The following is a 24620-nucleotide window of genomic DNA, read 5'->3' on the forward strand; positions in this document are numbered from 1 at the left end:
CTATGGAGTATACAAAGACAGTAACGGTCAAAAGAACGTACAACGTAGAATTTTACCCAGGCGTATTTGACTGCACGGTGGGCGAATTTATACAGCAGCGGGAACGCCTGGGAGTTCCAACACAGGGATTTAAGACCTGTTTTATTTGTGGCCGGCATTTGGCCATGAACAGAATACCGATTGTGATCAGCGTATCCGGAAAAGGAAACCGGTTCGCGTGTGATAAATGTTATGAAAAAAGTCAGAGGGAGAAAGAACATGAAAAAACAGAGTTGTAGAATGACACAGCAGGAGCGAGAAACGCACAGGGAAGCCACTAAGCTCCGTAAAATGACAGACCAGCAGCTGGTTGATTATGTGAATAGCCAGAAAGAACAGGCGGGGCCAGCTAAAGACCAGGAGGCCGTACATAAGGCAGAAATCGAAGAGTTGGAGGCGGAGGTCGCTAAGTACAAAGCAAAAGCCAACAAAGCGGAAGCAGAGGCCAGAAAAAATGCAGAAAATGCAGTAAAGGCCATTAAGGGCAAAAGCACCGGAGGAAAAGCAGCGGTTGAGCGATTCCTCCAGGAGCTGAAAAAAAGACCGGATCCGGCAATGGAATCGGCAACGGTACAATTTTTAAATTAAAGAGAATCCTGGACACAATGCCGGACGATTTCGCAGAAAAGGAGGCGTGATCCATGGCATGGGATTCTGGTACATACAGGAGGGACGCCAGCAAGGCGAACCGCGGCAAACCATTTGAGGATTTTATCAATTTTGCAAACGAGAAATACCAGGCCAAAGGCATAGCAGTCATGCACAAGGTCCCCACGGAGTTTATACCGCTCCGCGGGGCGTATGGCCAAGTTGCAAACTGCAAGGTAGAACGCAAGAGTTGTGTGGATTATTTGGGCCGTTTCCGGGACATCCCAGTGGCGGTCGAGGCAAAGCACACCCAGGGAGCTAGAATTGATTTCTCGGCCGTCCAGGACCACCAGGCGGAGTATTTAGACGCATGGATGGAGGGAGAGGGCAGGCAACTTGCTTTTGTGGCCGTAAGTTTTGGCATGAATCGGTTTTTTATGGTACCGTGGAGCTTCTGGAAAGCAGCTCGCGATTGTTGGGAGAGACACAAGAAAACAAAGCAAAAAGAAATTGCCATTGTGCAGCAGTATGGGTGGACCTGGGAGACACCGGGAACAGCCAGCGCAAAGGCAGAAGATTTGCTTCCAGACTGGGAAGTTGATACAGGCGGTTTTTATGGCCTCCAGTACCTGCAAATAATTGACAAAATAGCAGGAGGAGAAACGAAAAATGAGAACAGAGGACCAGGTAATAACACAATTTAACATGAGATTAATCCGGGCAGTGATGCCACAGGGGGCGCCTATGATAGTCGTGTATGAGGATCCGAAAGACTATCCGGGTCTTTTTGTGGCACGCCTGTTTGATGGCCGGAAAAGTACGCACCTGATAGCCCTGGCGGACACATTAGAGGACATAAGAGAGGCAAAGCCGGAGCGGATGCGGATCGTAAATCGGATAGAACAGGACAGCCTGCAAATTGTGGAAGCCTGGCTCTAACAGAAAGGAGCAGCGAGCATGAGAAAAAAGGCAGCGGGAATATTAAAAGCAGTCTGGACGATTGTGATCAGCGTTGCACTGATCAGCGCAGGCCTGATGTGCCTGAGCCTGCAAAAGCAGGTAGAGGAGCTGAGCAGATTACCAAAAAACGTGCTGGTCTATGATCGGAGCCGCAAAGAAATTGTTGAGTATTACGGCACTCCGGAGAGAATTGGCAACAGCCTGGTATTACACGACGCAAACATCCTGAATATTGAGGATGTAAGCCACCTGGTAGAGTAGGAGGCGGCTATGGGAAGAAAAGAACGCAGAGCCAAGGAACGGCAAGAGAGAAAAGAAAGTATCCGCATGACGCCGGATCGTATTTATGAACTGAAACAGAAAACAGCCAACGAAGCCGTCCGGAGAGTGCAGGAGATTGAGAAAGGCAAGGAAAAGCAGCGAGCGGAGACTGCTCTGGACATGCTTCTCCTGTTCGGCATGACATATCTGCATGAGCAGAAAGGCTGGGGAAAGCAGCGACTGGAAAATTATTATGATGGCTGCATGGACTTGTTGAAAGAATTTGAGGACGGCAAGCACACGATTAAGAGCCTCCGGGACAAGCTGGTGGAAGAAACAAAGATAAACCTGGCGGAGGTAAAAGAGTAATGCAGATAATTATCAATATTTTGGCCGGAATCGGAGCGCTGACCGTGTTGAGCATTGCGTGGGTAATTGTGATCATTACCATGGACGCACACCGGGAGAAAAAGAAAGAGAAGGAAGAAACCGAGGAAAAGCAGCCAATTTGTGCGCTGACAGATGAAAATTGTATTTTTGTAGCGGAAAGGGGAACCTGCACAGGTTGTCCGATAGCAGAGGAGGCGGAGAAACGTGGGTACAGATAGAGTAAATAAAAACGGGGAAGGTTATCCGGATCCAACATTCGGAGGGGCCTGGGGAAATATACGCCGGGAGGAAAAACAGAAAGAAACGGAACGCCTGGCAATGATAAGCAATCTCATCCCGGTAATGAAGCAGACAGCTGAGCTTGCTGGTTTTGAGGTTGTAGGCCGGATCACATTGAGAGACAAAGGAACCGGCAAAGAATACAAGTAGGGTGCTATTCTAAAATCCAAAATATATCACACAATAAGACACAGGCAGCGCAAGCTGCCTGGGAAAGGAGCAGCAGTTGAGTATGGGAGAAATTATTGATCATATAGCGCAGGACACGCAGAGCAAGGAATATGAGGACGCCCGCAAGAGATACAAAGGCGTGTGCCCGGTGTGTGGGAAAGAAAACTGGATCTGCAAGAGCATTGCAATGGAGATGGGAATCAATACCGGCCACGGTGCCTGCCTGGGCTGCAAAACATTTTTACATATAACTTTCAATCCGGAGCGGCAGGAAATGGACCTGGAAAGATTTGAGGACTATGAGAAAAGCCAGAAAGCCCGCGACGACGTGGACAAGATAGCCGGAAACCTGGGATATGGAGGGCAAGACAATGGATGAAAAAGAGATAATAATCTTTAAGAAACCCAGCAAGTGGACAGCCTGGCGCCTGCAGAGAAGAATCTTAAAAAAACATGCGTACATTTTTGGGGTAAAGCCACGACTGTTTGAAAGCAATGAATCACTGAGGCAGCGGATCCTGGAAAAGGTAAAATGCAAGTGAGGAGGGCAAGACAATGAAAATTTATGAAAGCGGCTGGATTGACCTGAAAAAGACTATTGAATATATAGCAAGGGGAACAATTTGCAATACAATGGAAAACTTTGAGAATTTTGTGCAAGAGGGTTTGCAAAATGGATTCCCACAGCTGTACCGGTACATCTATAAAGATTACCGTGGAAACATTCGCATAAATAAAAACGTATTTAAACATGCAGAAGAAGTGGTCCAGTATCTGCCTTTTATTTTAAAATTGGACGAGTGCACGGAGTATGGCATTTATTTCGGGAATACGCTGGCGGAAACATTTGAGTTTACAAGAGACAATTCGCGGTGCGCGTACAACATTACAATCCGTCCACTTTATGAAAGCAAAAGAGCGGAAATAACATTTATGTTTGCAGATAGAGAGGAGGGAAACACGCGTGATGAACAAAAGCCTGATTGAATGGTGTGATTTCACATGGAATCCCGTGACAGGATGTCAGCATGGCTGCCTGTATTGTTACGCAGCTAAGCAGGCGAACAGATTTTCTGGTAATGTGCTGATCAACAAAACATCTGAGCAGCTGAGAAAAGAGTGGGACGAAAGAGGAACCCGCTGGGTGCTAGAAAAGCCTTTTAAAAACGAGATCGGGAAAGTGACGCCGTTCCCGGTAAAGTTCGAACCTATGTTTCGGGAGTATTGCCTGCCTATGCCGGCACAGAAAAAGAAACCGGCGGTTATATTTGTGGTAAGCATGGGCGACCTATTCGGGGAGTGGGTACCGGATGAATGGATCCGGAGAGTTTTCGGGGCGGCGCAAGCCGCGCCGTGGCACACGTATTTGTTTCTGACAAAGAACCCACAGAGATACATACAGCTGGCAGAAGCAGGAAAGCTGCCGCAGCAGGGAAATTTCTGGTATGGCACGACAGTAACAAGACCAGATCAGCAGTATGCCTGGTTTGAGCCTGGCACGTATAACTGGTTTTTAAGCATTGAGCCTATACAGGAGGATTTTACTTTTGATGCATCGTGGGTTATACGCAGTGAAACAAAAGGAACTTATGCGCCGCCCTGGATCATTGTCGGAGCTGAGACTGGCCAGCAGAAAAATAAAACGATACCACAGGCAGAATGGGTGCAGCATATCCTTGAATTTTCCCAGGCACACGGTAGCAAGGTATTTTTGAAAAATAACCTGGCCCCTTATTTTACCGGGGAACTGGTGCAGGATTTCCCATTTAGTTATCCCCCTAAGAATTTGGGATAGTGTGGATAAGTCAATAAATATTATGGGCGAGCGTGGAAACACGCCGCCCGGACAGGCAGGAGAGCATGAGAATTATGGGAAAAATGGATTGCGCTATGGAAGCCATGTATATGACGGATTTCTTTGAGGCGCTGGGATTTAAACGGGTGCGGGTTATGGTTGATAACAATCGTGGTACCGTTGAGGTTACGCTGCTGAAAGGAAGAATCTGGCCGCTAACATGGAGAGAAAAGGCGTATTTTAAGAAATTGAAATGCTGGGGCGTGTGCTATACCGTCAGGAGAATGGTACGCGGCATAAAGATATGGGACAACAGAAACTGGGACATAGATTGATCCCGACATAAATGTCGGGAACATATCGGAGAGGAGGCCGACATGGAAATTATAGCAGCATTTGTGGCCGGCGCATTGCTGGGAGCCGGGAGCTTGATCACATGGGCGTTGTGCGCAGCAAATACCATGTATGAGGAAAAACTGAAAAAGGTCAAGACAAATGAGGATATGTTGAAACTGGCGGACAGTGAGCAGCTGAGGAAAGCACTGAAACGGATGTGCTGGAAAACGACAATGTATTTAAGCCCTTTATTGAGGGAGGCACAGGAAAAACGTATTGATGAATGGTTAGGAGAGGAGGCTGGTCCAGAATGGAGAGAGTAATGGAGCAGAGCGTGGAAGAGAAAGAAGAGGTAAAAGGAACCAGCAGAGAGCCTGGCGCACTGGCAGGGGTGTACGAGGTGCTGAGCCAGCGGGCTATTGATGAAGCTATCCGCATAGGCGTAGAAGCAGGCACGGCAGCGGCGGAGAGACGCCTGGAAGAGGGCAAAAAGGAGCAGACAAAGGGAAGATATACCCGGAGACTGCACAACACACGCCTGTTGCTGGCAAATTATCGGAATCTGAAAGAGCATGTGAGTGGTGCAGTATTTAATGGCCGCAAGGCAAAAGAGAGTGCCCTGGACATTCTGGACGGCCTGGACAGCTTCGAGTACGAGGACAATTATTATATTGGCAGCATTAAGCAGAGTCAGCAGCGCACATTGATCATACTGACACACATTGACGAAATGCTGAAATTGTACCGGATATCATGCGAGCAGAGCGGCAAGGCAGAGGAAATGCGCCGGTACCGGATTTTGCACGCTGCATATATCGCGCCGGAAAAGAAGAGTGCAGAAGAAATTGCACGCGAAAATTGTGTAGAAAAGCGCACCTATTACAGTGACCTGGGAAAGGCTGTAAAGCCGCTGTCTGCACTGATTTTCGGCATTGATGGCATAAGACTTGCATAGTGCCTGCACGGTGCAAAAAGTAGACATTTTCAATGCACTACATAGATGTTAAAATGATAGAGTGGAGGAATTGGAGAAATGGCAAGAAAGAAGAAAAAAGACGAGGCTGAGAACTATTTCAACAACGTGGCCAACTACCAGACCGAAGCGGAAGCAAGGGCCGTTACGCCGGAGGGTGTAAAGGTCTTTTGTGCTTTTGACGAGCTGGTACCTATTGGCAAAGTGGTTCCGAACCCTGGAAACCCAAACACCCATCCACCTAAGCAGGTCGCACTGCTGGCTGCCATTATCAAGGGGCAGGGATGGAGGAAACCTATTACAGTGAGCAAACGCAGCGGCTTTGTTGTGACCGGTCACGGACGCCTGGAAGCTGCACAGTCCATGCAGGCCAGTGTTGTGCCTGTTGAATACCAGGAATATGCCTCGGAGGCAGAGGAGTATGCTGATCTGATGGCAGACAACCGCCTGGCGGAGCTGAGTGAAATGAACACCTCGGCACTGGCAGACATGCTGCAGCAGATGGACACCGGAGAGATACCGCTGGAAATGAGTGGATACACAGAGGAGGACCTGGAAGATCTACTCAACGCCCTGGGAGGTGTGGACGATACGGAGAACAACGGAGAGGACACCGTACCGCCATCGAAAAACATTCCCATGACCCATGCCGGAGATATTTGGCACCTGGGGCAGCACCGCCTGATTTGTGGAGACAGCACCAAGCCAGAAACCCTGCAGAAGCTGTTGGGGGATGAACTGGCGCAGTGCGTGAACACTGATCCACCGTATGGCATAAGCCTGGATGGTGGCGGAGGAAACGGGAAGAGACAGAAACAGCAGATCGAAAACAACGGCATGATCGCCAACGACGAGCTGACCGACGACGACCTCCTCGGTAAATTACTGATTCCGGCATTTAAGAACGCCGTGAAGTACAGCAAGCCAGATGCTGCATTTTACATTTACCATGCGACCGATACCCGCAGGGACTTTGAGGACGCTATGACAGCCGCAGGCCTGCTGGAAAAGCAATACTTGATATGGTTGAAGAACAACCACAACCTGAGCGGTACCGATTACCTGAGAGACTTCGAGCCTATGTTTTATGCAGAGAAAGCAGGACATACGGCCAAGTGGTGCGGAGATCGCAGCAACAACACCTGCTGGAAGATAACCCTCCGGGATGATGCAGGCATGGCGACCACCCTGAGCGGTGGCATTGTTGTGACTGACGGAGCAGGAGGCAAGGCTTTTATTTCTGACAAGGTACCAAAGGGAAAGAAAATCCGGTACCTGAGACTGCAGGAAGATAAAAGCGTTTTCTTATACCCGGAAGATAAGCAGGGAGCCGTTTGGGAAGTGGCAAGAGATACGGCGACGTTCCACCCGACACAGAAACCGGTGGAGCTGGCCACAAGGGCGATACTGAACAGCTCGGATCCGGGAGACATTATCCTGGACCTGTTCGGCGGTTCTGGCTTCACGCTGATCGGCGCAGAAATGACCGAGAGACAGGCCAGGCTGGTAGAGTTAAGCCCAACCTATTGTGATGGAATTATTCGGCGGTATGTAAGCTATACCGGCAATGCTGGTGTTACATGCACCAGGGACGGCAAAGAATACGCATACGTGCAGCTGAATGATGAAAATATAAAGGCAAATATGCCGGATCCGGAAGAAACGCCGGAAGCTGCTGAGGACATCAATGTCCCTGGCAAAGAGTAACACCTGAGAGGGCGGCCACCATGGCCGTTCTTTTTATGTTTTGGAGAAAGGAGGGAGCAGCACATGGCAGCAAAGAGAGACGCGCCTGAACTATGGGAGCAGCAGGAGGGCGAGAAGTCGCAGCATTACCAAAAGTTTTGCCAGTACAGAGATATGCCATACGGAACCCAGGGACGGGAACCGGAGAAAAGAAGCATTCGACGCCTGGCAGATGCTATGGGAATGAAAAGCAAAAGCAGCATTGAAAAGCTGAGTACGCAGTGGAACTGGGTAGAACGTGCAGCGGCCTATGATGTTTACATGACCGAGCTGGAACGCTTCAAGAATGAGCAGGAAATCAAGAAAATGCACGATCTACACGCAAAACTGGGCGTACAGCTTTTGAATAAAGCCACCCGTGGCCTGATAGCCCTCCCGGATAATGAATTGTCTGCACAGGACATTGCCCGACTGGCAGACGTCGGCGTGAAGATAGAAAGAATGAGCCGCGGCGACAGTGCGGAGAGCATAGCCGTGAGCGCAAAGGCAACCGTTGAGCACAGCGGCGGCCTGGAACTGAGCGGCAGCATTCCGGACATGTCCGACCTATCAGACGAGGAGCTGGAAAACCTTGAGCAAATACTGGGAAAGCTACATAAATAGCAGCCAGTTTGACCCAGGAACCCTGTTAAAAGGGATTCGCAGGGAACGGGCAGAGCGGTCCCTATCGGAGTTTATACAGCAGTCCTGGCCGATTATTGAGCCGGGTACCACGTATATACCGAACTGGCACATTGATCTGATATGTGAGTACCTGCACGCTGTTAGGGACGGGGAAATAAAGCGGCTTGTGATAAATATCCCGCCCCGACACATGAAAAGCATAAATGTAACGGTGTGCTTCCCCTGCTGGGCCTGGACCCAGGCACCTGAGAAAAGATTTATTAAGGTTTCGTACAGTGATTCCCTGAGCCGTAAGCACAACGTACTGAGCCGTGATATTATACAGTCTCCCTGGTACACTGAGAACTGGGGCGACATTGTAAAATTGAAAGACGACGTAAACCGGCAGAACGAATTTAAGAACACCCACCAAGGTATGATGTTTTCGACCTCTGTCGGTGGTGCACTGACTGGCGAGGGCGGTGACATAATTATAGTTGACGACCCGCAGAACCCAGCGCAGGCCAACAGTGAGACTGAGCGGCAAAACACTATAGATTTTTTTAAGAACACACTGCAGACACGATTGAACGACCCGAAGAACGGCGCGATCATTATCGTTATGCAGCGCTTGCATGAGATGGACCTGACCGGTTACGTGCTGGCAGAAAACCTGGGGTACGAACATTTGTGTTTACCAGCTGAGGCAGAGAAAAAGACAATAATAACATTCCCGAAAAGCGGCAAGCAGCTCATAAGGGAAGAGGGGGACATCCTGAACCCCCAGCGATATGACAAGGAATCCCTGGCCGGACTGAAAAAGAGCATGGGCTCATTGCAGTATTCCGGACAGATGCAGCAGCGACCGGCACCGGCAGACGGTAATATTTTCAAAAAGGCAGGGCTACAGCATTATTACAATCAAGCCCCACACTGCAATATGATCATACAGAGCTGGGACATGGCATTTAAAGACAGCGACGGCAGCGCTAAGGTTGCTGGTTACGTGATGGGCCGGAGCGGACCCAACGTTTATGTATTTGACCTGGTAAACGAGAAAATGAGTTTTACCCAGTCTGTGAAAGCGGTTCGGGATATGACAGCCAAGTGGCCAAAAGCCAGGGCAAAGGTTGTTGAGGACAAGGCAAACGGCCCGGCGGTTATGGATGTGCTGGGAAAAGAAGTCTCTGGCCTGGTACCGTTCAACCCACGCGGCAGTAAGGAAGAGAGAGCTATTTCAGTGACACCATATTTTGAGGCTGGGAACGTATTTTTTCCGGATCCAAACACGGCGTCATGGGTTACTGATTTACAGAAAGATTTACTGATGTTCCCAAAGGGCGTGTATAAAGATACCGTTGACGCCCTGGTGCAGGGAATTTTGTATTTGATGGATAAGCCATCACAGACAGGACCGCCGGCTGAGACAGTAGCGGGCGGCATGAGCAGTTATTGGAGAAGAAAGTGAGGTGCAAGGCTATGGGAATGGGAAACAGAAACGCTGCAAACGGAAGCATGATCGCTGGCATGGGCGGTTTTGGGTGTATGCTTTATAATGCAACCGGAGCGGCTACTAAGTACGAACCGGAGGCAGAGAACCGCCACATTGTTGCGGTGCAGGCACTGACTGATACAACAATCAGAACAGTGGGAGCTGCCTGGGACGCACCAGCAGCAGTTGACGGCCTGGTTCTGACAGCAGGCAACTGTTTGTACCTGAAAGCGGCCAGCGTGACGATTTTGAGCGGTACAGGCATTATGTACTATGGATATGGCCAGGTAGCAGAGGCAGGTGGGGAATAATGAGCCTGTCGCTGATGAACCGGATCAACCGGAACAATAAGACCGGCAAGGGAGACGGCAAGAACATGGACAGAAACGCCTCCGTGCAGGTTAAGGTACAACAGACAGCACAGAAGCTGCTGTATAAGATTTGTGGACGGAAAGGAGGGCTGTCATAGTGGCAACCACAGCAGGAGAAATCGGCCGCATAGGGCAAAAGCGCTATGGCGGCTTTTTTTACGAGGAATTTTTGAAAGAGCTCCAGGGCCGTAAAGGCGTGGAGACATACAGAGAAATGGCGGACAATGACGACGTGATCGGCGCCATACTGTTTGCTATTGAGATGCTGATCCGGCAGACGAACTGGACCATACAGCCAGGAGGACCGGAGAACGCAGACGAAGAGGCGGCAGAGTTTATTGAGAGCTGCATGGACGACATGCAGGACACCTGGACAGATACCATTTCGGAAATCTTGTCGTTTTTAACATACGGGTGGAGCTACCACGAAATTGTGTACAAGCGGCGTTGCGGCAAAAACCGGGACAGCCGCTTAAATAGCAAGTATGACGACGGGCTGATCGGATGGGCTAAGCTGCCTATTAGAGCACAAGAAACCCTTTATCAGTGGGAGTATGACGACAATGACAACCTGACCGGTATGACACAGATGCCGCCGCCAAACTTCGGCCTGTACACGATACCGATAGATAAAGCCCTGTTGTTCCGGACAAAGAGCCGGAAGAACAACCCGGAGGGGCGCAGCGTACTAAGGAACGCATACCGGTCATGGTACTTCAAGCGCCGCATACAGGAGATTGAGGGAATCGGTATAGAGAGAGATCTGGCAGGCTTCCCGGTGTTGACGGCACCGGAGGGCATGAACATATGGGACACGGATGATCCGGACATGGTAGCCATCCGTGCAGGTATGGAGGCCATTGTTAAAAATGTGCGTCGAGACAGTACCGAGGGGCTGGCGCTTCCGAACGGCTGGCAGTTCCAGCTGTTGAGCACAGGAGGCCGCCGCCAGTTTGATACCAACGCGATCATTGAGAGATATGACACCCGCATGGCAATGACAGTGCTGGCAGATTTTATTTTCCTGGGACACCAGAGCGTCGGCAGCTTTGCACTAAGCAGCGACAAGACAGAACTGTTTTCCATGGCAATAGGCGCGTACCTTGATATTATTTGTGAGGTTTTTAATAACCAGGCAATCCCCCGCCTGATCAACCTGAACGGCGACCACTTCAACGGCATTACAGATTATCCGCGAATGGAGCACGGAGACATTGAGGACGAGGACATTGAGAAGCTGGCCAACTACATAAAGGAAATGACCGGCGTCGGCATTTTAACACCAGACAGCCAGTTAGAGGACTATGTAAGAGAAGCAGCGCACCTGCCTGAACGCCTGGAAGATGATATACCGGCAGTGCCGGATTCAGGAGGAGAAAAGCCAGTAAATGCGCGGCAAAGGCAGCAGGCAAAGCCGCAACAGCAGCGTAGCAGCACGGTTGACCCCGGAGGAGGAGAGGAAGATCCTGACGGAGTGACCGAGGAAGATATGCAGGCCGTTGAGGAGGCAAGGAAGAGACTGGGGAGGGACCCATAATGCAATTTAAAAAGATACGGATCCGCAAAGCGGCTGGCAAGAAGAAAAGCCAGGGCGGACAAAATGCGCTGAACAAGCTGAACAGCTTCCTGAACGCGGCGTCCGCTGAACCGGCATATATTTTGCATAGCACATGGACCAACCAGCAAAATGCGATTACCTACAAGGAAATCCGCGAGGCTATAATGAACGGCCACATGAGCGAAAGCACTTTCCAACAGTGGCAGCAGGATTATAGCAAGATGGTAAGCGACAAGCTGTCCCCTGTATGGGTTAAAGCTATGGAAACGGCAAGCCTGGGCGTGCAGGAACAGCATGACAGTTTTTTCTTTGATCACACATGGCCAGGGGTAACGAAGTGGGTTCAAGAGCACGGCGCGGAGTTTGTGACGAACATAAGCGCTGAGCAAAAGAACGCAGTGAGCGCTCTGATCGCCAGAGCATACAGCAAGGGAGAGAGTGCGGAGGAGTTATCTAGGGCAATACGTCCGTGCATAGGCCTGACACAGCGCCAGGCTATTGCAAACGCGAACTATTACGATCATGTGAAAGACTCCTTGCTAAAGAATAATCCAGGCATGAAAGAGGCCATAGCGGCCAAGAAAGCCCAGGAAGCAGCGGCCAAGTACGCAGCGCAACAGCACCGGTACCGTGCTAACATGATAGCGGAGACAGAAATGGCGTTTGCATATCAGCATGGCGAGTATGAAGCGGTAAAGATGGCCCAGGCGCAGGGCCTTATGGGCGTTGTGGAAAAGGTATGGTCAACATCTTATGACGACGGCGTTTGTGATATCTGCAACGGGCTAGAGGGGCAGACGATAGGCATAGACGACAATTTTAATTTTAAGCTGAATAAATTACTTTTTGGAGGGCAAAGGCTGACACCACCGGCACATCCGCAGTGCAGGTGTGCGGTTGAGTATAGGGAGATTTCCCCGCCGGTAATACAGCCGGCACAGAGCCAGACACCGGGGCCAAGTATACCGGATCCGGCAACACCGTCCGTCCCTGGCAGCTTGCAAATGCCGCAGGGAATGAAAGACAAAGGTCTGGCGCACCTGGGAGGTACCGGAGAAATGCACTTGTGCGAGGACGGCAGCGGCACGGAATGGCTTTTCAAACCGGCGCAGTCCAAAAGCGGCACACCGGAAGAGTTCCGGGCCTATGTGCAGGAAGCTGGCTACAAGGTGCAGGACATTGTGGATCCGGACACGGCCGTCAAGGTTGGCACCGGAAACATAGGCGGCCAGTTTGGTGCATACCAGCAGAAAATTGACGTGGACCCGAACGGGTTCGACTTCAAGGCGTGGCAGCAGTACGGCACAAAAGGTCTGACAGCTGACCAGGTACAGCAGATACAGCGAGAACATGTTACAGACTGGTTGCTGGGGAACTATGACAGCCACGGCGGCAATTTTGTAACAGATACCAGCGGACGGCTGATCGGCGTAGACAAAGAACAGTCTTTCCGGTACATTACCGACAAGGCCAGCCAGAAAATGACATACGCATACCACCCCAACAGCAAGTATGGCGAAACAGAACCGCTGTACAACACTGTTTTCCGGAAGTATGCCAACAATGAGCTGGACCTAAACCCGCAGGACACCCTGGCATATATAAAACGGGTTGAGGCAATACCTGACAAGGAATACAGAGAGATATTCAGGGGCTATGCTGAAAGCCTGAAAGGCAAGGGAAAGGATGCAGAGCAGCTGCTGGATGCCATTGTGGAGCGAAAGCAGAACCTCCGGGAAACGTACCGGACATTTTACACGGACCTACTGACCCAGCGGACCGGTAAAAAACAGGCAGCTTTTGTGTGGGCGGACGAAGCGCAGAACACGGCCAAGACCATCCAGGCAGCCACGCATGACGTGACGGCACTGAAAAAGATGGGAAAGGCAGATCTGCTGCAGATGGCCAAGGCACAAAACATTGCCTATTGCAACAACATGAACAAACAGCAGCTCATTGACAGCTTGTCCGACCCGGTAAAGGCAAAACAGTGCAGCAAGGATGTACGGGACAGACTGGCAGCCAACCAGGCGGCCAGAAATGCCAAGACAACACCGAAAGCACCTGCAGCAACCAATACAGGGCACTTGCCTCCAGGAACCAAAACGGCCGAGGATGTTTTTACAGATTTTGACAAGATACACCCAGGGCCAAAGCAGGGGCAGGCGGTATGGAGCGACGCGGACAAGGTTGAGGGCATGAACCTGAGCGCCCGCCGTATGATTATAGACGGAGACGTGCACTATGAGATTACCGGCAAGCTGAGGTCCAGCGCCTGGGATGATGTACTGCAGAGGATGGACGGGGCAAACCCGACGGTCCCAGCGCAGCATATCAATATGAGCTTTGAAACCACGGCCCCGACAGCAAGAGCATGGACCAGCAACACACTGGTTGAAACCCAGGCGAACATATACGGGGTTGCTACCTATCTGGATCCCTATGATCCAAAGTATGCGTCCTTTGAGCTATACAGCGGCCAAAGCCTGCATTCCTGGGACGGATATTTTAGAATCCGCGTTCGAAGCAGTGGGGATGGTATAGTGGACGCCAAAAAAGCCACGGAGCTGCTGAAAAAGGTAGGTCTGGATGAAGTAGCCAGGACGCCGACAGCAGCCGCAGAGGAAACCCTGAAAAAGGCAAGGCTTGTGTGGTCACAAGCACCTAACCGGGTGGACGAGCTGAAAGACCTGGCAGGTAGCAAGCTGGTAAACAAACTGGACGAGATAATCGCCCAGGAAAATATCAATGTGGTGCAGCTGGTCAGCATGAAGCTCCAGAACGAATACAACGGCTATATAACCTATGTGGTTCCTGGACTTGCAAAGGACCTGGAAAAGGCCGGCGCAAAGTATGTTTACCATAGTGTTTCCAGAGAGGGCGACGTTATAAAAATTTTGCAAAGCGGCGGAATTTCGTCCACCATGAGCAGAATCAAGCAGGGCATACAGCAGCCAGCTGGTGCCAGCATGTACTCTGATATGGGAACCGGCGGAGCTGATAACGCATTTACCAGACTTGTGACCGGGAGCGCGCAGAAAGCAAAGCGAAAATTTTCCAACGCCAGTGTAGCGGGCGACTACCAGATAAAAATGAGTACCGCAGTCCTGGAACGTACAGACTATTATTCTTTTGGCGGGGATAAGTTTGGAAAAGTTGCAGATATAAGTAAATACGGGGCAAGCCCTGAACAGTTTGTCAAGAATATGGAAAGCAGTTTTGCTGGAAGTAATGAAATTATGTTCCGAAACGGAATAGATAGCCGATATTTTACAGAAATCATGTGCAATAGCAGATATGAAAGGCAGCACCTGTTGAGTGAACTTCGAGCACGGGGTATAATGGATATTAACGGCATTGATATTGAAAAATTTATAACCGTAGGGAGTGAACTGTAATGGATTATAGAAAAGCATACTGGTTTGAACAGCCGCACATGCCTGGCATGTTTAATGTGGCCGTACAGCCTATTGTGGATCCACGGGACGGGCGCCTGCATTTTGCGGTACCTGATTCCGGTATATGGGCCTTGACCGGAAAAGTGATCAAGGACACCGGGGACTATTTTGAGTTTGAATGTAATGACAGTGTAATGGGTGCCAGAGGCGGCACCTATAAATTTTCTGCACTGGATATTAAGACATTCCGGAAAGAAACCTGGAAGTGGATCGCGCAGGGCAAGGACATTGCTGAGTGCTGCCAGAATACAGCAGATCTGCATTTCTGGTACCGGAAGAACTGGCCAAACAGCCGCGTGGCAGAAATTGGAGCCTGGGAGATGGAAGAGAACAGGCGAAAAGGACACCGCACGGACACTTAAAATCAAAAACGTACATTTTTGAGCGTAAAGCGTGACAAAAACGCGGAAAACGTGCAGAAAATCAACAATAATGTGCAGAAATGCCATTTAACGCAGAGCGTCTGGAAGAACCCAGGCGCTTTTTTCATGCCTAAAAGGAGGAGAAAATGCAGACTTTCAGTGACATTATTAAGAGCCGGGCGCAGCCGGTTGAGAAAAAGGGGCGCTTTAAGGTTCAGAAAGTAGACGAGGACAAGCGGCTTGTATTTGGGTGGGCCAACGTGTCCGTGGATGTGGGCGGCAATGAGGTTGTTGACCTGCAGGAGGACATGATCGACCCGGAAACCCTGGAAGCCGCAGCCTATAAATTTGCAGAGCTGTATCGAGACGGCGGGGAAATGCACGAAAGAACGGGCACCGCAGTCATGGTGGAAAGCGTTGTGCTGACTGAGGAAAAGCAGACAGCAATGGGACTGGCCGCCGGTACCTTGCCGGTTGGTTGGTGGATTGGCTTCCGCGTCACTGATGATGACGTATGGGAGAAAGTGAAAAGTGGAGAATACAGCATGTTCTCCATTGGCGGCACCGCGATCCGGGAAGAAGTTGAGGACGACGACGGAGCCGCAGCAGAGTGATAAGCAGGAACACCGGGAAACTGGCGTTTTTTGTTTATAAAAATTTAGAGAGGAGGACACGGTCAAAGTGGCAAAGACAAAGTTGAAAGACCTGGAAGTAACAGAGGTTAGCCTGGTGGATGCTGGCGCAAACCAGCACGCGCACGTTGCCCTGTATAAGAGAAACGGCGGGAAACCGGAAGAACAGCCGACGGGCCAGAATCCGGAACAGGCACCAGCAAAAAGCGGCCTGCACAAGTTCTTTTCTGCCATTGGCAAGGCGTTGAAGCTGGACCAGGCAGACATTGACAGCGCAGTGGCCGACATTGAAAAAGCAGATACATTCAATGACAAGATGGAAGAACGCAAGCTCCGCCACATTACTGATGAAATTTGGGATGTGTGTTTTGCACTGGAAAACAGCTTGTGCAGCATTATCCGGGACGAAGAAGTAACGGACAAGGCCGCACTGATGAACCAGAGCATTGACGAGTTTGACGTGGCCATCAAGGGCCTGGTTACTTCCTGGGGCGCAGGTAAAACGGCACAGATTGTAAAAACAGCTGGTGCCGTGAGCGTAGAGCACATGCAGGAAACCGTTGACCGCCTGGGAGGGATGATTGAAAAGGCGACAGGCAAACCGCAGCCGCCGGAAACAGAGGATCCTGAACAGGAGGGCGGGGAGACACCGCCGGAAGATAACGGAAAAACCAAAACAAAGAAATTTATAGGAGGAGAAACTGACATGAAATTCAACGAGGCAAACATGACAGCAACAGACCGCATGGCGTTTGAAGAACTTAAAAAGCGCTATGGTGTTGAGGATGGAGCTGAGGGCGCAGGAGCAGGCGCAGGAGCAGCGCCGGAGGGCGTAGGCAAGGCAGCGGGCACCGGAGTAGTAGAAACCCCAGGAGCGGCCGCTGAGGGCGCACAGGGAGCAACAGGACAGCAGGCAGCTGGCGAAGATATTTACAAGGGCCTGCACCCGTTAGTGGCAGCTGAACTGATCGCACTGAGAAAGCAGGCAGACGCAGCGCAGGAGGAAAAACTTTACAACGTTGCGAAGAAGTACGAGATCATCGGCAAGAAACCGGAAGAACTGGTCCCGACATTAAAGGCACTGCAGGCAGCAGGCGGCACTGCATACGACGACATGATCGGCGTACTTGACGGAGCAGTGGCAGCGGTAGAAAAATCTGGACTCTTCGGAGAGGTTGGCAAAAGAGGCGTAGGAGCCACAGGAGGCACTGACGCATGGAGCCAGATCGAAAAGAAAGCGGAGGAAATCCGCAAGAGCAACGCCACCCTGAGCTATGCAGAATCCATTGACGCTGCATGTGTACAGAACCCTGACCTTGTACATGAGTATGAGGCAACAAGACGATAAGGAGGCAGAGATCATGAGCTATTACGGAACAGTTATCAATGACAGTGCAGTAATTGTGGTAAAGGCCGGGGAAGAGATTCCGGCACCGGCTTTTTTAGCAGTTGGCGCTGACGGAAAAGTGGCAACAGCAGGCAAGAACGCCATCGGTATTGTATTGCCTGGATGCGACGACAAAGTAACAGCAGGGGACGACCTGGACGTGCAGATCAAGGATATTGGCGCATGGACAGCTGGCGCAGCCGTAGCATACGGCGACGAGCTGGCAGTCGGAGCAGGCGGCAAGGCAGTAAAGGCAACAGCAAAGTCCTTTATCGTTGGCATTGCGCTGGAAGAAGCAACAAAAGCAGGCCAGCGCATTGCTGTACAGATCGTAAAAGCAGGCTACAAGCCAGCAGAATAATAAACAGGAGGAATAAAAGACTATGAGCAGAAATGTAATGAGCACTAACGCAGGGATTGCGGCAGAAATTGCAAAAGGATGGAAGCCAAACCAGTACCTGACTAATATGTCCCAGGCATATTTCGCACAGCCTGGCGACTGGGTGGCACCGTCCATTTTCCCGATTTGCCCGGTAGCTACTAGCTCCGGATTTTACTACACATTCGACAAGGGAGATCTTGCGAGGGACAACGTAGCCCGCAAACCGGCATTCGGAAAAGTTAATCCGGCCATCATGGGAACAGGAGAAAACCAGTATGGCTGCAAGGTTGACCAGGTTATTGTCGGCATTGACCAGATCGCAGCACTGAACTACCAGCGCAGCCATGCGCCGGGCGTACAGGATCCACGCCGCGCCAAGGTTCGTTTTGCTAACGAGCAGATGAGCCTGCACCTTGATATCCTTTTCGCAAAGGGATTTTTCCACAGTGGAGTATGGGGAGACGAATGGCAGGGAACAGACAGCAACCCGACTGGTAAGAAGTTCCTGAAATTTAATGATGCCAACTTTGATCCGGTACACTTCTTTGACGAGCGCCGCCGCGATATTAAGCGCAGAGGCCGCCGCCAGCCTAACCGTTTAGCCCTGGGCTATGACGCATACCTGGCACTGAAAGAGCACCCGGACATTGTTGAGCGTGTGAAGTACACCGGATCCACTGCAAACCCGGCTATCGTAACACAGCAGGTTCTGGCCCAGGTACTGGGATTTGAGCGGGTTAAGGTACTGGAATCCACCTACAACGTGGCAAAACAGGGAGAAGAGGCAAACATGCAGTTTATTTGTGACAGCAACGCCGCCCTGATGTGCTATGCAACCAACACCCCGCAGGTAGACGAGCCGTCCGCTGGCTATATTTTTACCTGGGATATGCTGGGAAATGGTTCCTATACTGCTATGGATCAGTACGAGGGAGAGAACGGAACACACAGCGAGTTCATTGAGGGACTTATGAGCACCGACATGAGAAAGACAGCCGACGATCTGGCAACATACTTTACTGATTGTGTGTAATGCCTGAAAGGAGGATGTTATGAGCTATGTATGCGTAAAGCCGATCACACTACTCGGCAACGATTACAAGCCGGGAGAGCTGATCCAGGATGGACACATCCTCCCGTCCAGAGAGCGTGCACTGGTACGCGCTGGTTGCATTGCTGAGGTAACAGGAGGCACTGAGCTTCCTGTTGCTGAGCTGGTGCAGGTGGAAACGGGGGAAGAGGTTACATTTTCCATCCCGGTAGTGCAGGAATCTGACGGAGACACCGCCCAGGTTATGGGTGTGCCGCTGACAGAGGGAGACGTGCAGCATATTTTTTCTATTATGCAGATGAACGCGGAAGAGGCGGCAAAGGCAGTCAAGGACGTGACAAACGAAAACGTTTTGATTGTGTTACACGCTGCTGATTCCCGCAACACTGTAAAGAAAGCTGCCAAGAGCCAGGCAGAGGCCCTGGAACCTGCAGAAAGGTAAGGTAAAGCCGCATGAAGAAAAAGACGTATACCTATAATCCGGAGAAGATAGGAGAGCCTGGCGTTGACCGTATGCGCTTCGAAATAGGCGACACCATGGTCGAGGGCGAGCAGGAAACCAGCGCTTTGTGCAACGAAGAATACGAGGCCATCATTGCGGCAAGAAAGACGTGGAAACGTGCCAAGCTGGCCGTGCTGGAAAGCATAATGCGCCGGTTCGGCATGGAAGTGAACACGACGGTCGGACCGTTAAAGTTGGAAATGCAGAGCCGCGCAGAATTTTGGCGGAAGCAGTACGAACAGCTGAAAAAAGAGTGCGGAGCTGACACGGTACCAACGGCCGGAAAGGCTTCTCCGGAATCGGGAACAGACGGAGGTCATTATTTTTATGGCGGTATGCACGACAATGCGTATGCAAAAACAGGAGGGGGCGAGCGCGATCTTTTATTTAAGACCAGGTAATTTGTACAAGGATTTTCTTGTCGCAAAATGCACCAGCGGCATAGATGGGAAAGGCCGCCCTGTAAAAAAATATGAAAGCAACGACAGTGCCATGATACATGCCGTTCTGGCCCAGGCAACACCGCAGGAAAAAGCCAGATGGGAACAGATACAGCACCCGATCACACACACGATTGTGGACCGGGGACACCCGAAAGCAGCGGAAACGGACCAGCTGACATGCGGAAACCGCAAGTTTTATGTGCAGGGCGTTGACGAACCGGGGCAGCTGGGGCTGTATACCATCTATTACGTGGAAGAGAGGGCAGACGTATGAGCGTGCCTGATATAAGCGTTGAAGTAGCAAAAAAAGTGACCGCTATCGGCCAGGAAATGAAATCCAGAGCCGCAAGAGGCAGCAGGGCGCTGAAAAATGCGGAGCTGCAAGTGCTGAGAGGGCAGCGAGGCGGCAGGAGCTACAAGAAATCATTTAAAAAGAGCAGTTACACGGCGTCTGCACCAGGCGAACCGCCAGCAGTACGCAGTGGAAAGTTGCGGAGCAGCTTCAGACCGGTGGCAGGATCCTCCGGCGGGGCTTTATCCGTGAAAGTGGCCATTGAGACAGATACCCATTATGCAGGGTACCTGGAACATGGCACAAGCAAAATGGCGGCAAGGCCATACGTGGAAAAGATTAAACAGAAAGCGGAACCCGAAATCAAAAGCATTTTCGGAGCACCGTACAACGTGTAAGGAGGTGCCAACATGGCATTGATAAAAGACAGAGCGGCACCTGTTTTTGACAGTGAGCAGGTGCACAAGGGCGATCTGATAAGGGCAAAGCATAAAACATGGGACGAGTACAAAAACGGGCTTGTTGTTGGGATAACCAGCAATGAGCTCGTTGTGCTTTACCACACTGGCATAGGGAATGTTTCAAACCACTTTGTAATACTGGCAAGTGAAGTGGCCGGCGGGGAATGGCAGGGAACCTGGACGGAGGACATGCAGGCCGTACAGAACATTGTACCCGCAGAGAATGAAAGCGACAGCGCGACAGCATGACCCTGGAAGAACTGATCTACACCAGGCTTGTCCAGGAGAAAGAACTGGCAGAGAGCCTGGCAAAGTATGAGGGCGTTCCGGCGATGTTTTTACAGAAAGCACCGGACGACAAAGCCCAGGGGTGGGGAGTGAGCCAGTACCCCCGCGCTGATTACCTGGTAGACATGACAGCAGACCCGGAACGGCACAGCAGCGGCATGGTAAGCGTGAACGTATACAGTGACGACACAGGCAAGCCACCGGAGGAGTTGGCGCCGCTGGTGCGTATAGCGCTTTGCGACGTGGTAATGCAGGCGGATGATGGAGCCTATTGTATTACCTGGGCCAGAACGGAGCTGTTTGAAGTGAATGACAGCCAGAACCCTAACACCCTAGTAAACGGGTGTTCGCTTACATTTTTGCTGATTGCATTCCCACAGCAGATCACACAGGCACCGGATCCGGCACTTGCAATGCAGGAATTTTTGAAACGCTGGGAAACAGACGCCCTTGTGATCAACAAAGACCATATTGAAAGTTTTTATGAGCCGAGTGACTTCCACCCGGCTATTTATGTGCGCATTTCCGGGACGAAAAAGAAACGCCAGACATGCGCACTCACATGGATGGAGTGCAGCATGGCCATACATGTGATCGCACCAACGCCGGAGGCAAGGAACAGCTGGACACGGTATCTATACGACACCCTGGCCAGACTGGGAGAAATTATCCTCCTGGACGGTGCACCGCTGCTTTTTGATGAATTGGCGGTTGATAATGCCGCCGACTACCTGACCAGGGGGCAGATAACCATCAAAGGGCAGTACGCAACTGAGAATTTCAGTGGGTATTCCCACCCACTGAAAGAAACCTATTTCAACAAATAAGGAGGACGAAGAAATGGCAACAACCAAGAAGCCCACAGAAGCCACAGAAACGGCTGAACAGGCACAGGCGGACAATTCCAGGGCTGAGGCCGTAAAAGTCGAAAATGAGGCGGCTGAGAAGCTCACAGCACCGGTCTACACTGCCGAGGAATACGCCAGAGCAGCTGCAAAAGTGTTTGAGGGCAAATACAGCCCGGACATTGTGCGCGCTGCTTTTGCAGTAGCCGGAAAGAAAGAAGCGACCAAAGCGGAAGCTGAGGAGCTTGTAAAGAAATTTGCCAACAAGGAGGTTAAAAACTAATGAGCGGATTTTTTGTTGTAGGAGAAAAGAAAGAACGCCCTGGCGTATACAAGCGCTATGAGAACGCGGGCGGAGTAGAAGCAGCCGGAGCCAGATCCGGCGTCGGTTGCGCACTTGTAACAGGTAACTGGGGAGTATTAAACACACCGGTCACGATTGACCAGAGCACTGATGTTTCCAACGTTATCGGTGCGGGTTCCGGATATGATGCTATCACAGCATTTATGGCCGGAGGCATGGAGGAGTGCGTTGTGGTACGTGTTGGAACTGGCGGAACACCGGCAACAATTACTCTGAAAGATACCACAACCAGCGCTGCTGTTGATGCTGTTGTGCTTACAGCACTTTATCCGGGAAACAGAGCATTTACCATTACCGTAAAGGCTTCCCTGGATGATGAAGCAGCAAAAGAGGCAACCATCTATGAGGGAACAAAAGCCCTTGAAAAAGTAACCTTTGCAGCCGGAAAAACAGAGGTTGACGGAATTGTGGCCGCATTTGCAAACAGCAAGTACGTGAAAGCTACAAAGAAAGCTCCAGGAAACGGCACTCTGGCAGATGTTACACAGAAAGCCTTTACTGTTGGTACAAACCCGACAGTAAACACCGCAGCATACGGAGAAGCTGCAAACGCAAGCGAGGCAGAAGTGAGAGACATGATCATCGTTGACACCAACGACGCAGCAGTCCACACACTGATTGCAACTCACGTTGCCAGAGTGTTCCAGGAGGGAGCATATACCATGGCGACCGTGGCAGAGCCTAGCTCCGTGGAGATTGAAACCCGTATGCAGCACGCAGCGGCATTCAATGACGAAAAAATCCACTATGTACTGAATCCGTACATCGGCACAGACGGCGTTGAGTATGAGGGTTATATGCTGGCGGCAAGAATCGGCGGTCTGATTTGCGCCGGTGCTGCAAATGCTTCCCTGACTCATACCGTGATCAGCGGAGCAGCAGGCCTGAAAGAAACCCTGAACAGCGGAACCATTAAGAAAGCCCTGAAATCCGGTTGCCTTGTGCTGTCCACCAGCAAGAGCAAGCAGGTATGGATTGAAAAGGCGATCAACACTCTTGTAACCCTGAGCAAAGACCAGGATGCAGGTTGGAAGAAAATCCGCCGCGTGAAAGAGCGTTTCGAACTTATGGACCGTGTTGAGCAGACTACAGAGGTCCTGATCGGCCAGGTGGACAACGATCCCGACGGCCGCGCAGCTGTTATTGCAGCCGCACAGCGCGTTATTGACGCAATGGTGGGAGAAAAGAAGCTGTTATCCGGTACCGTAATTGAGGACGAGGGAAATCCGGCGCAGGGAGACTCTGCATGGTTCATTATTGCTGTTGACGACCTTGACAGCATTGAAACTATTTACCTGACATTCCGCTTCCGTTTTGCAGCTGAGGAAGATTCTGAGTAAAGAAAGGAGATAAAGGACAATGAGTATTATTAACACACAGGCGGTTGCTAACGCCAAGAAAGTGCTGACCGGAAAAAACGGCGCACTGTACAACGCCAAGGGCAAACTGCTGGCCACTATGGAAACATACCAGGCACAGGTAAATGTAACAAATACCAAGTTCCAGCCGCTGGGCGACCCGCAGGAACATGAGATTTTTACCAGCTATGGCCAGACACTTACTTTTACCGAAATCGTGGTAGAGGACGGCGAGTTTATAACTGATCTGCTGGCCGGAATGAAGTCCGGAGAAATGCCGTCCTGGAACTTCCAGGGCGTTATCAAGGGCCGCAACGGTTCTGAGGAAAGACTGGTATACAACGATTGTGTACCGTCCGGAAATATTGACCTGCAGAACGTAACAGTAGGCGATCTGATTAAGAGACAGTGGAGCCTGTTCGTAAACGGTGCAGTAAACCAGCAGGGCAAGCTGAGAGCCTAAAACCATATAACTACACAGACAGAGCCGCGGGGAATAGCCTCGCGGCATTTTTAAAATAAACCAGGAGGATTTGAGAACATGGCAACTAAGAATGTGAATTTAGAAAATGAGGCAGCTGTTGAAATGACTGAGGACGAGAAGAAAGCAACAGTGAGAAAGTACGAAAATGACATCCTGGGCGGACTTATGGCAGCCGCCGCATACAAGACAGACGCAGAGGAAGCAGTACCGATTGAAATTAAGAGAAACGGCGCTGTTGTGCTGTCTTTCCGTATCCGCCCGATGGGTGAAAATGAATATGTGCAGTGCAAGAAAGATAACACAAACTACAAGCGCAACAAGCAGCTGGGTACAAGAGTGGCAGAGAGTGTTGACGCTGCCAGATACCGCGCACAGCTGATCTATGAGGCAACCGTTGAGGAAGATCGTGACAAGATTTGGGATAACCGTGACGCATGGAAGAACCTGAACGTGCTGAACGGTATTGACCTGGTTGAGGTGGTTTTGAAATCCGGCGAGAAAGACGAGATCCTGGCCAAACTTGACGAGATTTCCGGATATCAGCCGACTATGGAGGATGTAGCAAAAAACTAATCGAAGCCGGCGGCAAAACAACGCTTATGCACATTATTTTCCAACGGCATCATATCCCGTTTGACGAGTTTTTGAGCAAACCAGACTGGGCGCAGGTGCTCATGCTGGAAAGTATGAAAATACAGCTGATAGCTGAGCAGAAAGCAAGAGACGGCACTGAGGAGGGCGGTGAGTAA

The 24620-nt window shown here is 50.8% G+C and carries 38 protein-coding genes; all 38 read left to right on the plus strand.

The annotated features are described in order from the left end of the window. Window positions 1-2: 2 nt before the first annotated feature. The 38 genes from CK1_RS06200 (at window position 3) to CK1_RS06385 (ending at window position 24620) form a co-directional block, all read left to right on the plus strand. Window positions 3-278: a hypothetical protein gene (locus CK1_RS06200; protein ID WP_015525422.1), complete on the plus strand. Its 276-nt coding sequence runs from the start codon at window positions 3-5 to the stop codon at window positions 276-278. Beyond that, entirely contained in the window at window positions 259-627 is a 369-nt protein-coding gene (locus tag CK1_RS06205; RefSeq protein ID WP_306288802.1) for a hypothetical protein, read from the plus strand. Before CK1_RS06200 ends, CK1_RS06205 begins: the two co-directional genes overlap by 20 nt. A 53-nt stretch (window positions 628-680) precedes the next feature. After that, window positions 681-1331 carry a Holliday junction resolvase RecU gene (locus CK1_RS06210; protein ID WP_015525424.1) on the plus strand — a complete coding sequence of 217 codons (651 nt, stop codon included), beginning with the start codon at window positions 681-683 and terminating at the stop codon, window positions 1329-1331. A 40-nt stretch (window positions 1332-1371) separates the two neighbouring features. Beyond that, entirely contained in the window at window positions 1372-1566 is a 195-nt protein-coding gene (locus tag CK1_RS06215; RefSeq protein ID WP_147238618.1) for a hypothetical protein, read from the plus strand. Window positions 1567-1584: 18 nt separating this feature from the next. Further along, on the plus strand, window positions 1585-1848 hold the full coding sequence (locus CK1_RS06220; RefSeq protein WP_015525426.1) for a hypothetical protein: 264 nt from the start codon (window positions 1585-1587) through the stop codon (window positions 1846-1848). A gap of 9 nt (window positions 1849-1857) precedes the next feature. Then, entirely contained in the window at window positions 1858-2217 is a 360-nt protein-coding gene (locus tag CK1_RS06225; protein WP_015525427.1) for a hypothetical protein, read from the plus strand. Then, entirely contained in the window at window positions 2217-2456 is a 240-nt protein-coding gene (locus CK1_RS06230) for a hypothetical protein (RefSeq protein WP_015525428.1), read from the plus strand. The genes CK1_RS06225 and CK1_RS06230 overlap by 1 nt, the downstream gene beginning before the upstream one ends. Further along, on the plus strand, window positions 2443-2667 hold the full coding sequence (locus CK1_RS06235) for a hypothetical protein (RefSeq protein ID WP_306288803.1): 225 nt from the start codon (window positions 2443-2445) through the stop codon (window positions 2665-2667). Before CK1_RS06230 ends, CK1_RS06235 begins: the two co-directional genes overlap by 14 nt. An 82-nt stretch (window positions 2668-2749) precedes the next feature. Next, the gene (locus CK1_RS06240; RefSeq protein WP_015525429.1) at window positions 2750-3067 is read left to right on the plus strand and encodes a hypothetical protein; all 318 of its coding nucleotides are present in this window, start codon (window positions 2750-2752) and stop codon (window positions 3065-3067) included. After that, window positions 3060-3230 carry a hypothetical protein gene (locus CK1_RS06245; RefSeq protein WP_015525430.1) on the plus strand — a complete coding sequence of 57 codons (171 nt, stop codon included), beginning with the start codon at window positions 3060-3062 and terminating at the stop codon, window positions 3228-3230. Before CK1_RS06240 ends, CK1_RS06245 begins: the two co-directional genes overlap by 8 nt. A 13-nt stretch (window positions 3231-3243) precedes the next feature. After that, entirely contained in the window at window positions 3244-3675 is a 432-nt protein-coding gene (locus CK1_RS06250; RefSeq protein WP_015525431.1) for a hypothetical protein, read from the plus strand. Continuing rightward, complete coding sequence (locus CK1_RS06255; protein WP_015525432.1) at window positions 3656-4483, plus strand: DUF5131 family protein; 828 nt, start codon at window positions 3656-3658, stop codon at window positions 4481-4483. Before CK1_RS06250 ends, CK1_RS06255 begins: the two co-directional genes overlap by 20 nt. Before the next feature lie 74 nt (window positions 4484-4557). Then, window positions 4558-4818 (plus strand): hypothetical protein, encoded by a 261-nt coding sequence (locus CK1_RS06260; RefSeq protein WP_015525433.1) that lies wholly within the window; start codon window positions 4558-4560, stop codon window positions 4816-4818. Window positions 4819-4860: 42 nt separating this feature from the next. Further along, complete coding sequence (locus CK1_RS06265) at window positions 4861-5142, plus strand: hypothetical protein (protein ID WP_015525434.1); 282 nt, start codon at window positions 4861-4863, stop codon at window positions 5140-5142. After that, window positions 5130-5774: a hypothetical protein gene (locus tag CK1_RS06270; protein WP_015525435.1), complete on the plus strand. Its 645-nt coding sequence runs from the start codon at window positions 5130-5132 to the stop codon at window positions 5772-5774. The genes CK1_RS06265 and CK1_RS06270 overlap by 13 nt, the downstream gene beginning before the upstream one ends. Window positions 5775-5852: 78 nt before the next feature. Then, window positions 5853-7499 (plus strand): site-specific DNA-methyltransferase, encoded by a 1647-nt coding sequence (locus CK1_RS06275; RefSeq protein ID WP_015525436.1) that lies wholly within the window; start codon window positions 5853-5855, stop codon window positions 7497-7499. 63 nt (window positions 7500-7562) lie between these two features. Next, window positions 7563-8141 (plus strand): hypothetical protein, encoded by a 579-nt coding sequence (locus tag CK1_RS06280; protein ID WP_015525437.1) that lies wholly within the window; start codon window positions 7563-7565, stop codon window positions 8139-8141. Next, window positions 8110-9609, plus strand: coding sequence for a phage terminase large subunit (gene terL, locus CK1_RS06285; protein ID WP_306288804.1), 1500 nt, complete (start codon window positions 8110-8112; stop codon window positions 9607-9609). The genes CK1_RS06280 and terL overlap by 32 nt, the downstream gene beginning before the upstream one ends. An 11-nt stretch (window positions 9610-9620) precedes the next feature. Then, a complete protein-coding gene (locus CK1_RS06290; protein WP_015525438.1) occupies window positions 9621-9944 on the plus strand; it encodes a hypothetical protein in 324 nt (107 codons plus the stop codon). Continuing rightward, window positions 9944-10102 carry a hypothetical protein gene (locus tag CK1_RS06295; RefSeq protein WP_015525439.1) on the plus strand — a complete coding sequence of 53 codons (159 nt, stop codon included), beginning with the start codon at window positions 9944-9946 and terminating at the stop codon, window positions 10100-10102. Before CK1_RS06290 ends, CK1_RS06295 begins: the two co-directional genes overlap by 1 nt. After that, window positions 10102-11541 carry a phage portal protein family protein gene (locus CK1_RS06300; protein ID WP_306288805.1) on the plus strand — a complete coding sequence of 480 codons (1440 nt, stop codon included), beginning with the start codon at window positions 10102-10104 and terminating at the stop codon, window positions 11539-11541. The genes CK1_RS06295 and CK1_RS06300 overlap by 1 nt, the downstream gene beginning before the upstream one ends. Continuing rightward, entirely contained in the window at window positions 11541-14960 is a 3420-nt protein-coding gene (locus tag CK1_RS06305; protein WP_015525440.1) for a phage minor head protein, read from the plus strand. Before CK1_RS06300 ends, CK1_RS06305 begins: the two co-directional genes overlap by 1 nt. Further along, window positions 14960-15382, plus strand: a complete 423-nt coding sequence (locus CK1_RS06310) for a hypothetical protein (protein ID WP_015525441.1) — start codon at window positions 14960-14962, stop codon at window positions 15380-15382. Before CK1_RS06305 ends, CK1_RS06310 begins: the two co-directional genes overlap by 1 nt. 146 nt (window positions 15383-15528) lie before the next feature. After that, on the plus strand, window positions 15529-15996 hold the full coding sequence (locus CK1_RS06315) for an XkdF-like putative serine protease domain-containing protein (protein WP_015525442.1): 468 nt from the start codon (window positions 15529-15531) through the stop codon (window positions 15994-15996). 67 nt (window positions 15997-16063) lie between these two features. Then, window positions 16064-17362 (plus strand): hypothetical protein, encoded by a 1299-nt coding sequence (locus tag CK1_RS06320; protein WP_306288806.1) that lies wholly within the window; start codon window positions 16064-16066, stop codon window positions 17360-17362. 13 nt (window positions 17363-17375) lie between these two features. Further along, window positions 17376-17762, plus strand: coding sequence for a capsid cement protein (locus tag CK1_RS06325; RefSeq protein WP_015525443.1), 387 nt, complete (start codon window positions 17376-17378; stop codon window positions 17760-17762). 22 nt (window positions 17763-17784) lie between these two features. After that, entirely contained in the window at window positions 17785-18816 is a 1032-nt protein-coding gene (locus tag CK1_RS06330) for a hypothetical protein (RefSeq protein ID WP_015525444.1), read from the plus strand. Window positions 18817-18835: 19 nt separating this feature from the next. Further along, window positions 18836-19276 carry a hypothetical protein gene (locus CK1_RS06335; protein ID WP_015525445.1) on the plus strand — a complete coding sequence of 147 codons (441 nt, stop codon included), beginning with the start codon at window positions 18836-18838 and terminating at the stop codon, window positions 19274-19276. Between the two features lie 11 nt (window positions 19277-19287). Then, window positions 19288-19737, plus strand: a complete 450-nt coding sequence (locus CK1_RS06340; RefSeq protein ID WP_015525446.1) for a hypothetical protein — start codon at window positions 19288-19290, stop codon at window positions 19735-19737. A 1-nt stretch (window position 19738) separates the two neighbouring features. Beyond that, window positions 19739-20053, plus strand: coding sequence for a hypothetical protein (locus CK1_RS06345; RefSeq protein ID WP_306288807.1), 315 nt, complete (start codon window positions 19739-19741; stop codon window positions 20051-20053). Continuing rightward, the gene (locus CK1_RS06350; protein WP_015525447.1) at window positions 20050-20469 is read left to right on the plus strand and encodes an HK97-gp10 family putative phage morphogenesis protein; all 420 of its coding nucleotides are present in this window, start codon (window positions 20050-20052) and stop codon (window positions 20467-20469) included. The genes CK1_RS06345 and CK1_RS06350 overlap by 4 nt, the downstream gene beginning before the upstream one ends. Window positions 20470-20481: 12 nt before the next feature. Then, window positions 20482-20781, plus strand: a complete 300-nt coding sequence (locus tag CK1_RS06355; RefSeq protein ID WP_015525448.1) for a DUF5026 domain-containing protein — start codon at window positions 20482-20484, stop codon at window positions 20779-20781. Further along, a complete protein-coding gene (locus tag CK1_RS06360) occupies window positions 20778-21647 on the plus strand; it encodes a hypothetical protein (RefSeq protein ID WP_015525449.1) in 870 nt (289 codons plus the stop codon). Before CK1_RS06355 ends, CK1_RS06360 begins: the two co-directional genes overlap by 4 nt. Before the next feature lie 13 nt (window positions 21648-21660). Continuing rightward, complete coding sequence (locus CK1_RS06365) at window positions 21661-21948, plus strand: YqzN/YkzM domain-containing protein (protein ID WP_015525450.1); 288 nt, start codon at window positions 21661-21663, stop codon at window positions 21946-21948. After that, window positions 21948-23369 (plus strand): phage tail sheath subtilisin-like domain-containing protein, encoded by a 1422-nt coding sequence (locus CK1_RS06370; RefSeq protein ID WP_015525451.1) that lies wholly within the window; start codon window positions 21948-21950, stop codon window positions 23367-23369. Before CK1_RS06365 ends, CK1_RS06370 begins: the two co-directional genes overlap by 1 nt. 19 nt (window positions 23370-23388) lie before the next feature. Continuing rightward, the gene (locus CK1_RS06375) at window positions 23389-23850 is read left to right on the plus strand and encodes a phage tail tube protein (protein ID WP_015525452.1); all 462 of its coding nucleotides are present in this window, start codon (window positions 23389-23391) and stop codon (window positions 23848-23850) included. 78 nt (window positions 23851-23928) lie between these two features. Next, on the plus strand, window positions 23929-24444 hold the full coding sequence (locus tag CK1_RS06380; protein ID WP_015525453.1) for a phage tail assembly chaperone: 516 nt from the start codon (window positions 23929-23931) through the stop codon (window positions 24442-24444). Between the two features lie 26 nt (window positions 24445-24470). Then, on the plus strand, window positions 24471-24620 hold the full coding sequence (locus tag CK1_RS06385; protein ID WP_015525454.1) for a hypothetical protein: 150 nt from the start codon (window positions 24471-24473) through the stop codon (window positions 24618-24620).

This window comes from Ruminococcus sp. SR1/5 (assembly GCF_000209835.1).
Classification (GTDB): Bacteria; Bacillota; Clostridia; order Lachnospirales; family Lachnospiraceae; genus Blautia_A; species Blautia_A fusiformis.

Bases quoted from the DNA above. Each gene is read 5' to 3' on its own strand.
- CK1_RS06335 (WP_015525445.1), top strand. From the start codon at position 18,836: ATGAGCTATGTATGCGTAAAGCCGATCACACTACTCGGCAACGATTAC.
- CK1_RS06265 (WP_015525434.1), top strand. From the start codon at position 4,861: ATGGAAATTATAGCAGCATTTGTGGCCGGCGCATTGCTGGGAGCCGGG.
- CK1_RS06360 (WP_015525449.1), top strand. From the start codon at position 20,778: ATGACCCTGGAAGAACTGATCTACACCAGGCTTGTCCAGGAGAAAGAA.
- CK1_RS06330 (WP_015525444.1), top strand. From the start codon at position 17,785: ATGAGCAGAAATGTAATGAGCACTAACGCAGGGATTGCGGCAGAAATT.
- CK1_RS06305 (WP_015525440.1), top strand. From the start codon at position 11,541: ATGCAATTTAAAAAGATACGGATCCGCAAAGCGGCTGGCAAGAAGAAA.
- CK1_RS06200 (WP_015525422.1), top strand. From the start codon at position 3: ATGGAGTATACAAAGACAGTAACGGTCAAAAGAACGTACAACGTAGAA.
- CK1_RS06380 (WP_015525453.1), top strand. From the start codon at position 23,929: ATGGCAACTAAGAATGTGAATTTAGAAAATGAGGCAGCTGTTGAAATG.
- CK1_RS06260 (WP_015525433.1), top strand. From the start codon at position 4,558: ATGGGAAAAATGGATTGCGCTATGGAAGCCATGTATATGACGGATTTC.
- CK1_RS06355 (WP_015525448.1), top strand. From the start codon at position 20,482: ATGGCATTGATAAAAGACAGAGCGGCACCTGTTTTTGACAGTGAGCAG.
- CK1_RS06290 (WP_015525438.1), top strand. From the start codon at position 9,621: ATGGGAATGGGAAACAGAAACGCTGCAAACGGAAGCATGATCGCTGGC.
- CK1_RS06220 (WP_015525426.1), top strand. From the start codon at position 1,585: ATGAGAAAAAAGGCAGCGGGAATATTAAAAGCAGTCTGGACGATTGTG.
- CK1_RS06280 (WP_015525437.1), top strand. From the start codon at position 7,563: ATGGCAGCAAAGAGAGACGCGCCTGAACTATGGGAGCAGCAGGAGGGC.
- CK1_RS06315 (WP_015525442.1), top strand. From the start codon at position 15,529: ATGCAGACTTTCAGTGACATTATTAAGAGCCGGGCGCAGCCGGTTGAG.
- CK1_RS06340 (WP_015525446.1), top strand. From the start codon at position 19,288: ATGAAGAAAAAGACGTATACCTATAATCCGGAGAAGATAGGAGAGCCT.
- CK1_RS06270 (WP_015525435.1), top strand. From the start codon at position 5,130: ATGGAGAGAGTAATGGAGCAGAGCGTGGAAGAGAAAGAAGAGGTAAAA.
- CK1_RS06245 (WP_015525430.1), top strand. From the start codon at position 3,060: ATGGATGAAAAAGAGATAATAATCTTTAAGAAACCCAGCAAGTGGACA.
- CK1_RS06215 (WP_147238618.1), top strand. From the start codon at position 1,372: ATGATAGTCGTGTATGAGGATCCGAAAGACTATCCGGGTCTTTTTGTG.
- CK1_RS06370 (WP_015525451.1), top strand. From the start codon at position 21,948: ATGAGCGGATTTTTTGTTGTAGGAGAAAAGAAAGAACGCCCTGGCGTA.
- CK1_RS06210 (WP_015525424.1), top strand. From the start codon at position 681: ATGGCATGGGATTCTGGTACATACAGGAGGGACGCCAGCAAGGCGAAC.
- CK1_RS06350 (WP_015525447.1), top strand. From the start codon at position 20,050: ATGAGCGTGCCTGATATAAGCGTTGAAGTAGCAAAAAAAGTGACCGCT.
- CK1_RS06375 (WP_015525452.1), top strand. From the start codon at position 23,389: ATGAGTATTATTAACACACAGGCGGTTGCTAACGCCAAGAAAGTGCTG.
- CK1_RS06255 (WP_015525432.1), top strand. From the start codon at position 3,656: ATGAACAAAAGCCTGATTGAATGGTGTGATTTCACATGGAATCCCGTG.
- CK1_RS06250 (WP_015525431.1), top strand. From the start codon at position 3,244: ATGAAAATTTATGAAAGCGGCTGGATTGACCTGAAAAAGACTATTGAA.
- CK1_RS06295 (WP_015525439.1), top strand. From the start codon at position 9,944: ATGAGCCTGTCGCTGATGAACCGGATCAACCGGAACAATAAGACCGGC.
- CK1_RS06275 (WP_015525436.1), top strand. From the start codon at position 5,853: ATGGCAAGAAAGAAGAAAAAAGACGAGGCTGAGAACTATTTCAACAAC.
- CK1_RS06205 (WP_306288802.1), top strand. From the start codon at position 259: ATGAAAAAACAGAGTTGTAGAATGACACAGCAGGAGCGAGAAACGCAC.
- CK1_RS06225 (WP_015525427.1), top strand. From the start codon at position 1,858: ATGGGAAGAAAAGAACGCAGAGCCAAGGAACGGCAAGAGAGAAAAGAA.
- CK1_RS06325 (WP_015525443.1), top strand. From the start codon at position 17,376: ATGAGCTATTACGGAACAGTTATCAATGACAGTGCAGTAATTGTGGTA.
- CK1_RS06310 (WP_015525441.1), top strand. From the start codon at position 14,960: ATGGATTATAGAAAAGCATACTGGTTTGAACAGCCGCACATGCCTGGC.
- CK1_RS06385 (WP_015525454.1), top strand. From the start codon at position 24,471: ATGCACATTATTTTCCAACGGCATCATATCCCGTTTGACGAGTTTTTG.
- CK1_RS06230 (WP_015525428.1), top strand. From the start codon at position 2,217: ATGCAGATAATTATCAATATTTTGGCCGGAATCGGAGCGCTGACCGTG.
- CK1_RS06240 (WP_015525429.1), top strand. From the start codon at position 2,750: ATGGGAGAAATTATTGATCATATAGCGCAGGACACGCAGAGCAAGGAA.
- CK1_RS06365 (WP_015525450.1), top strand. From the start codon at position 21,661: ATGGCAACAACCAAGAAGCCCACAGAAGCCACAGAAACGGCTGAACAG.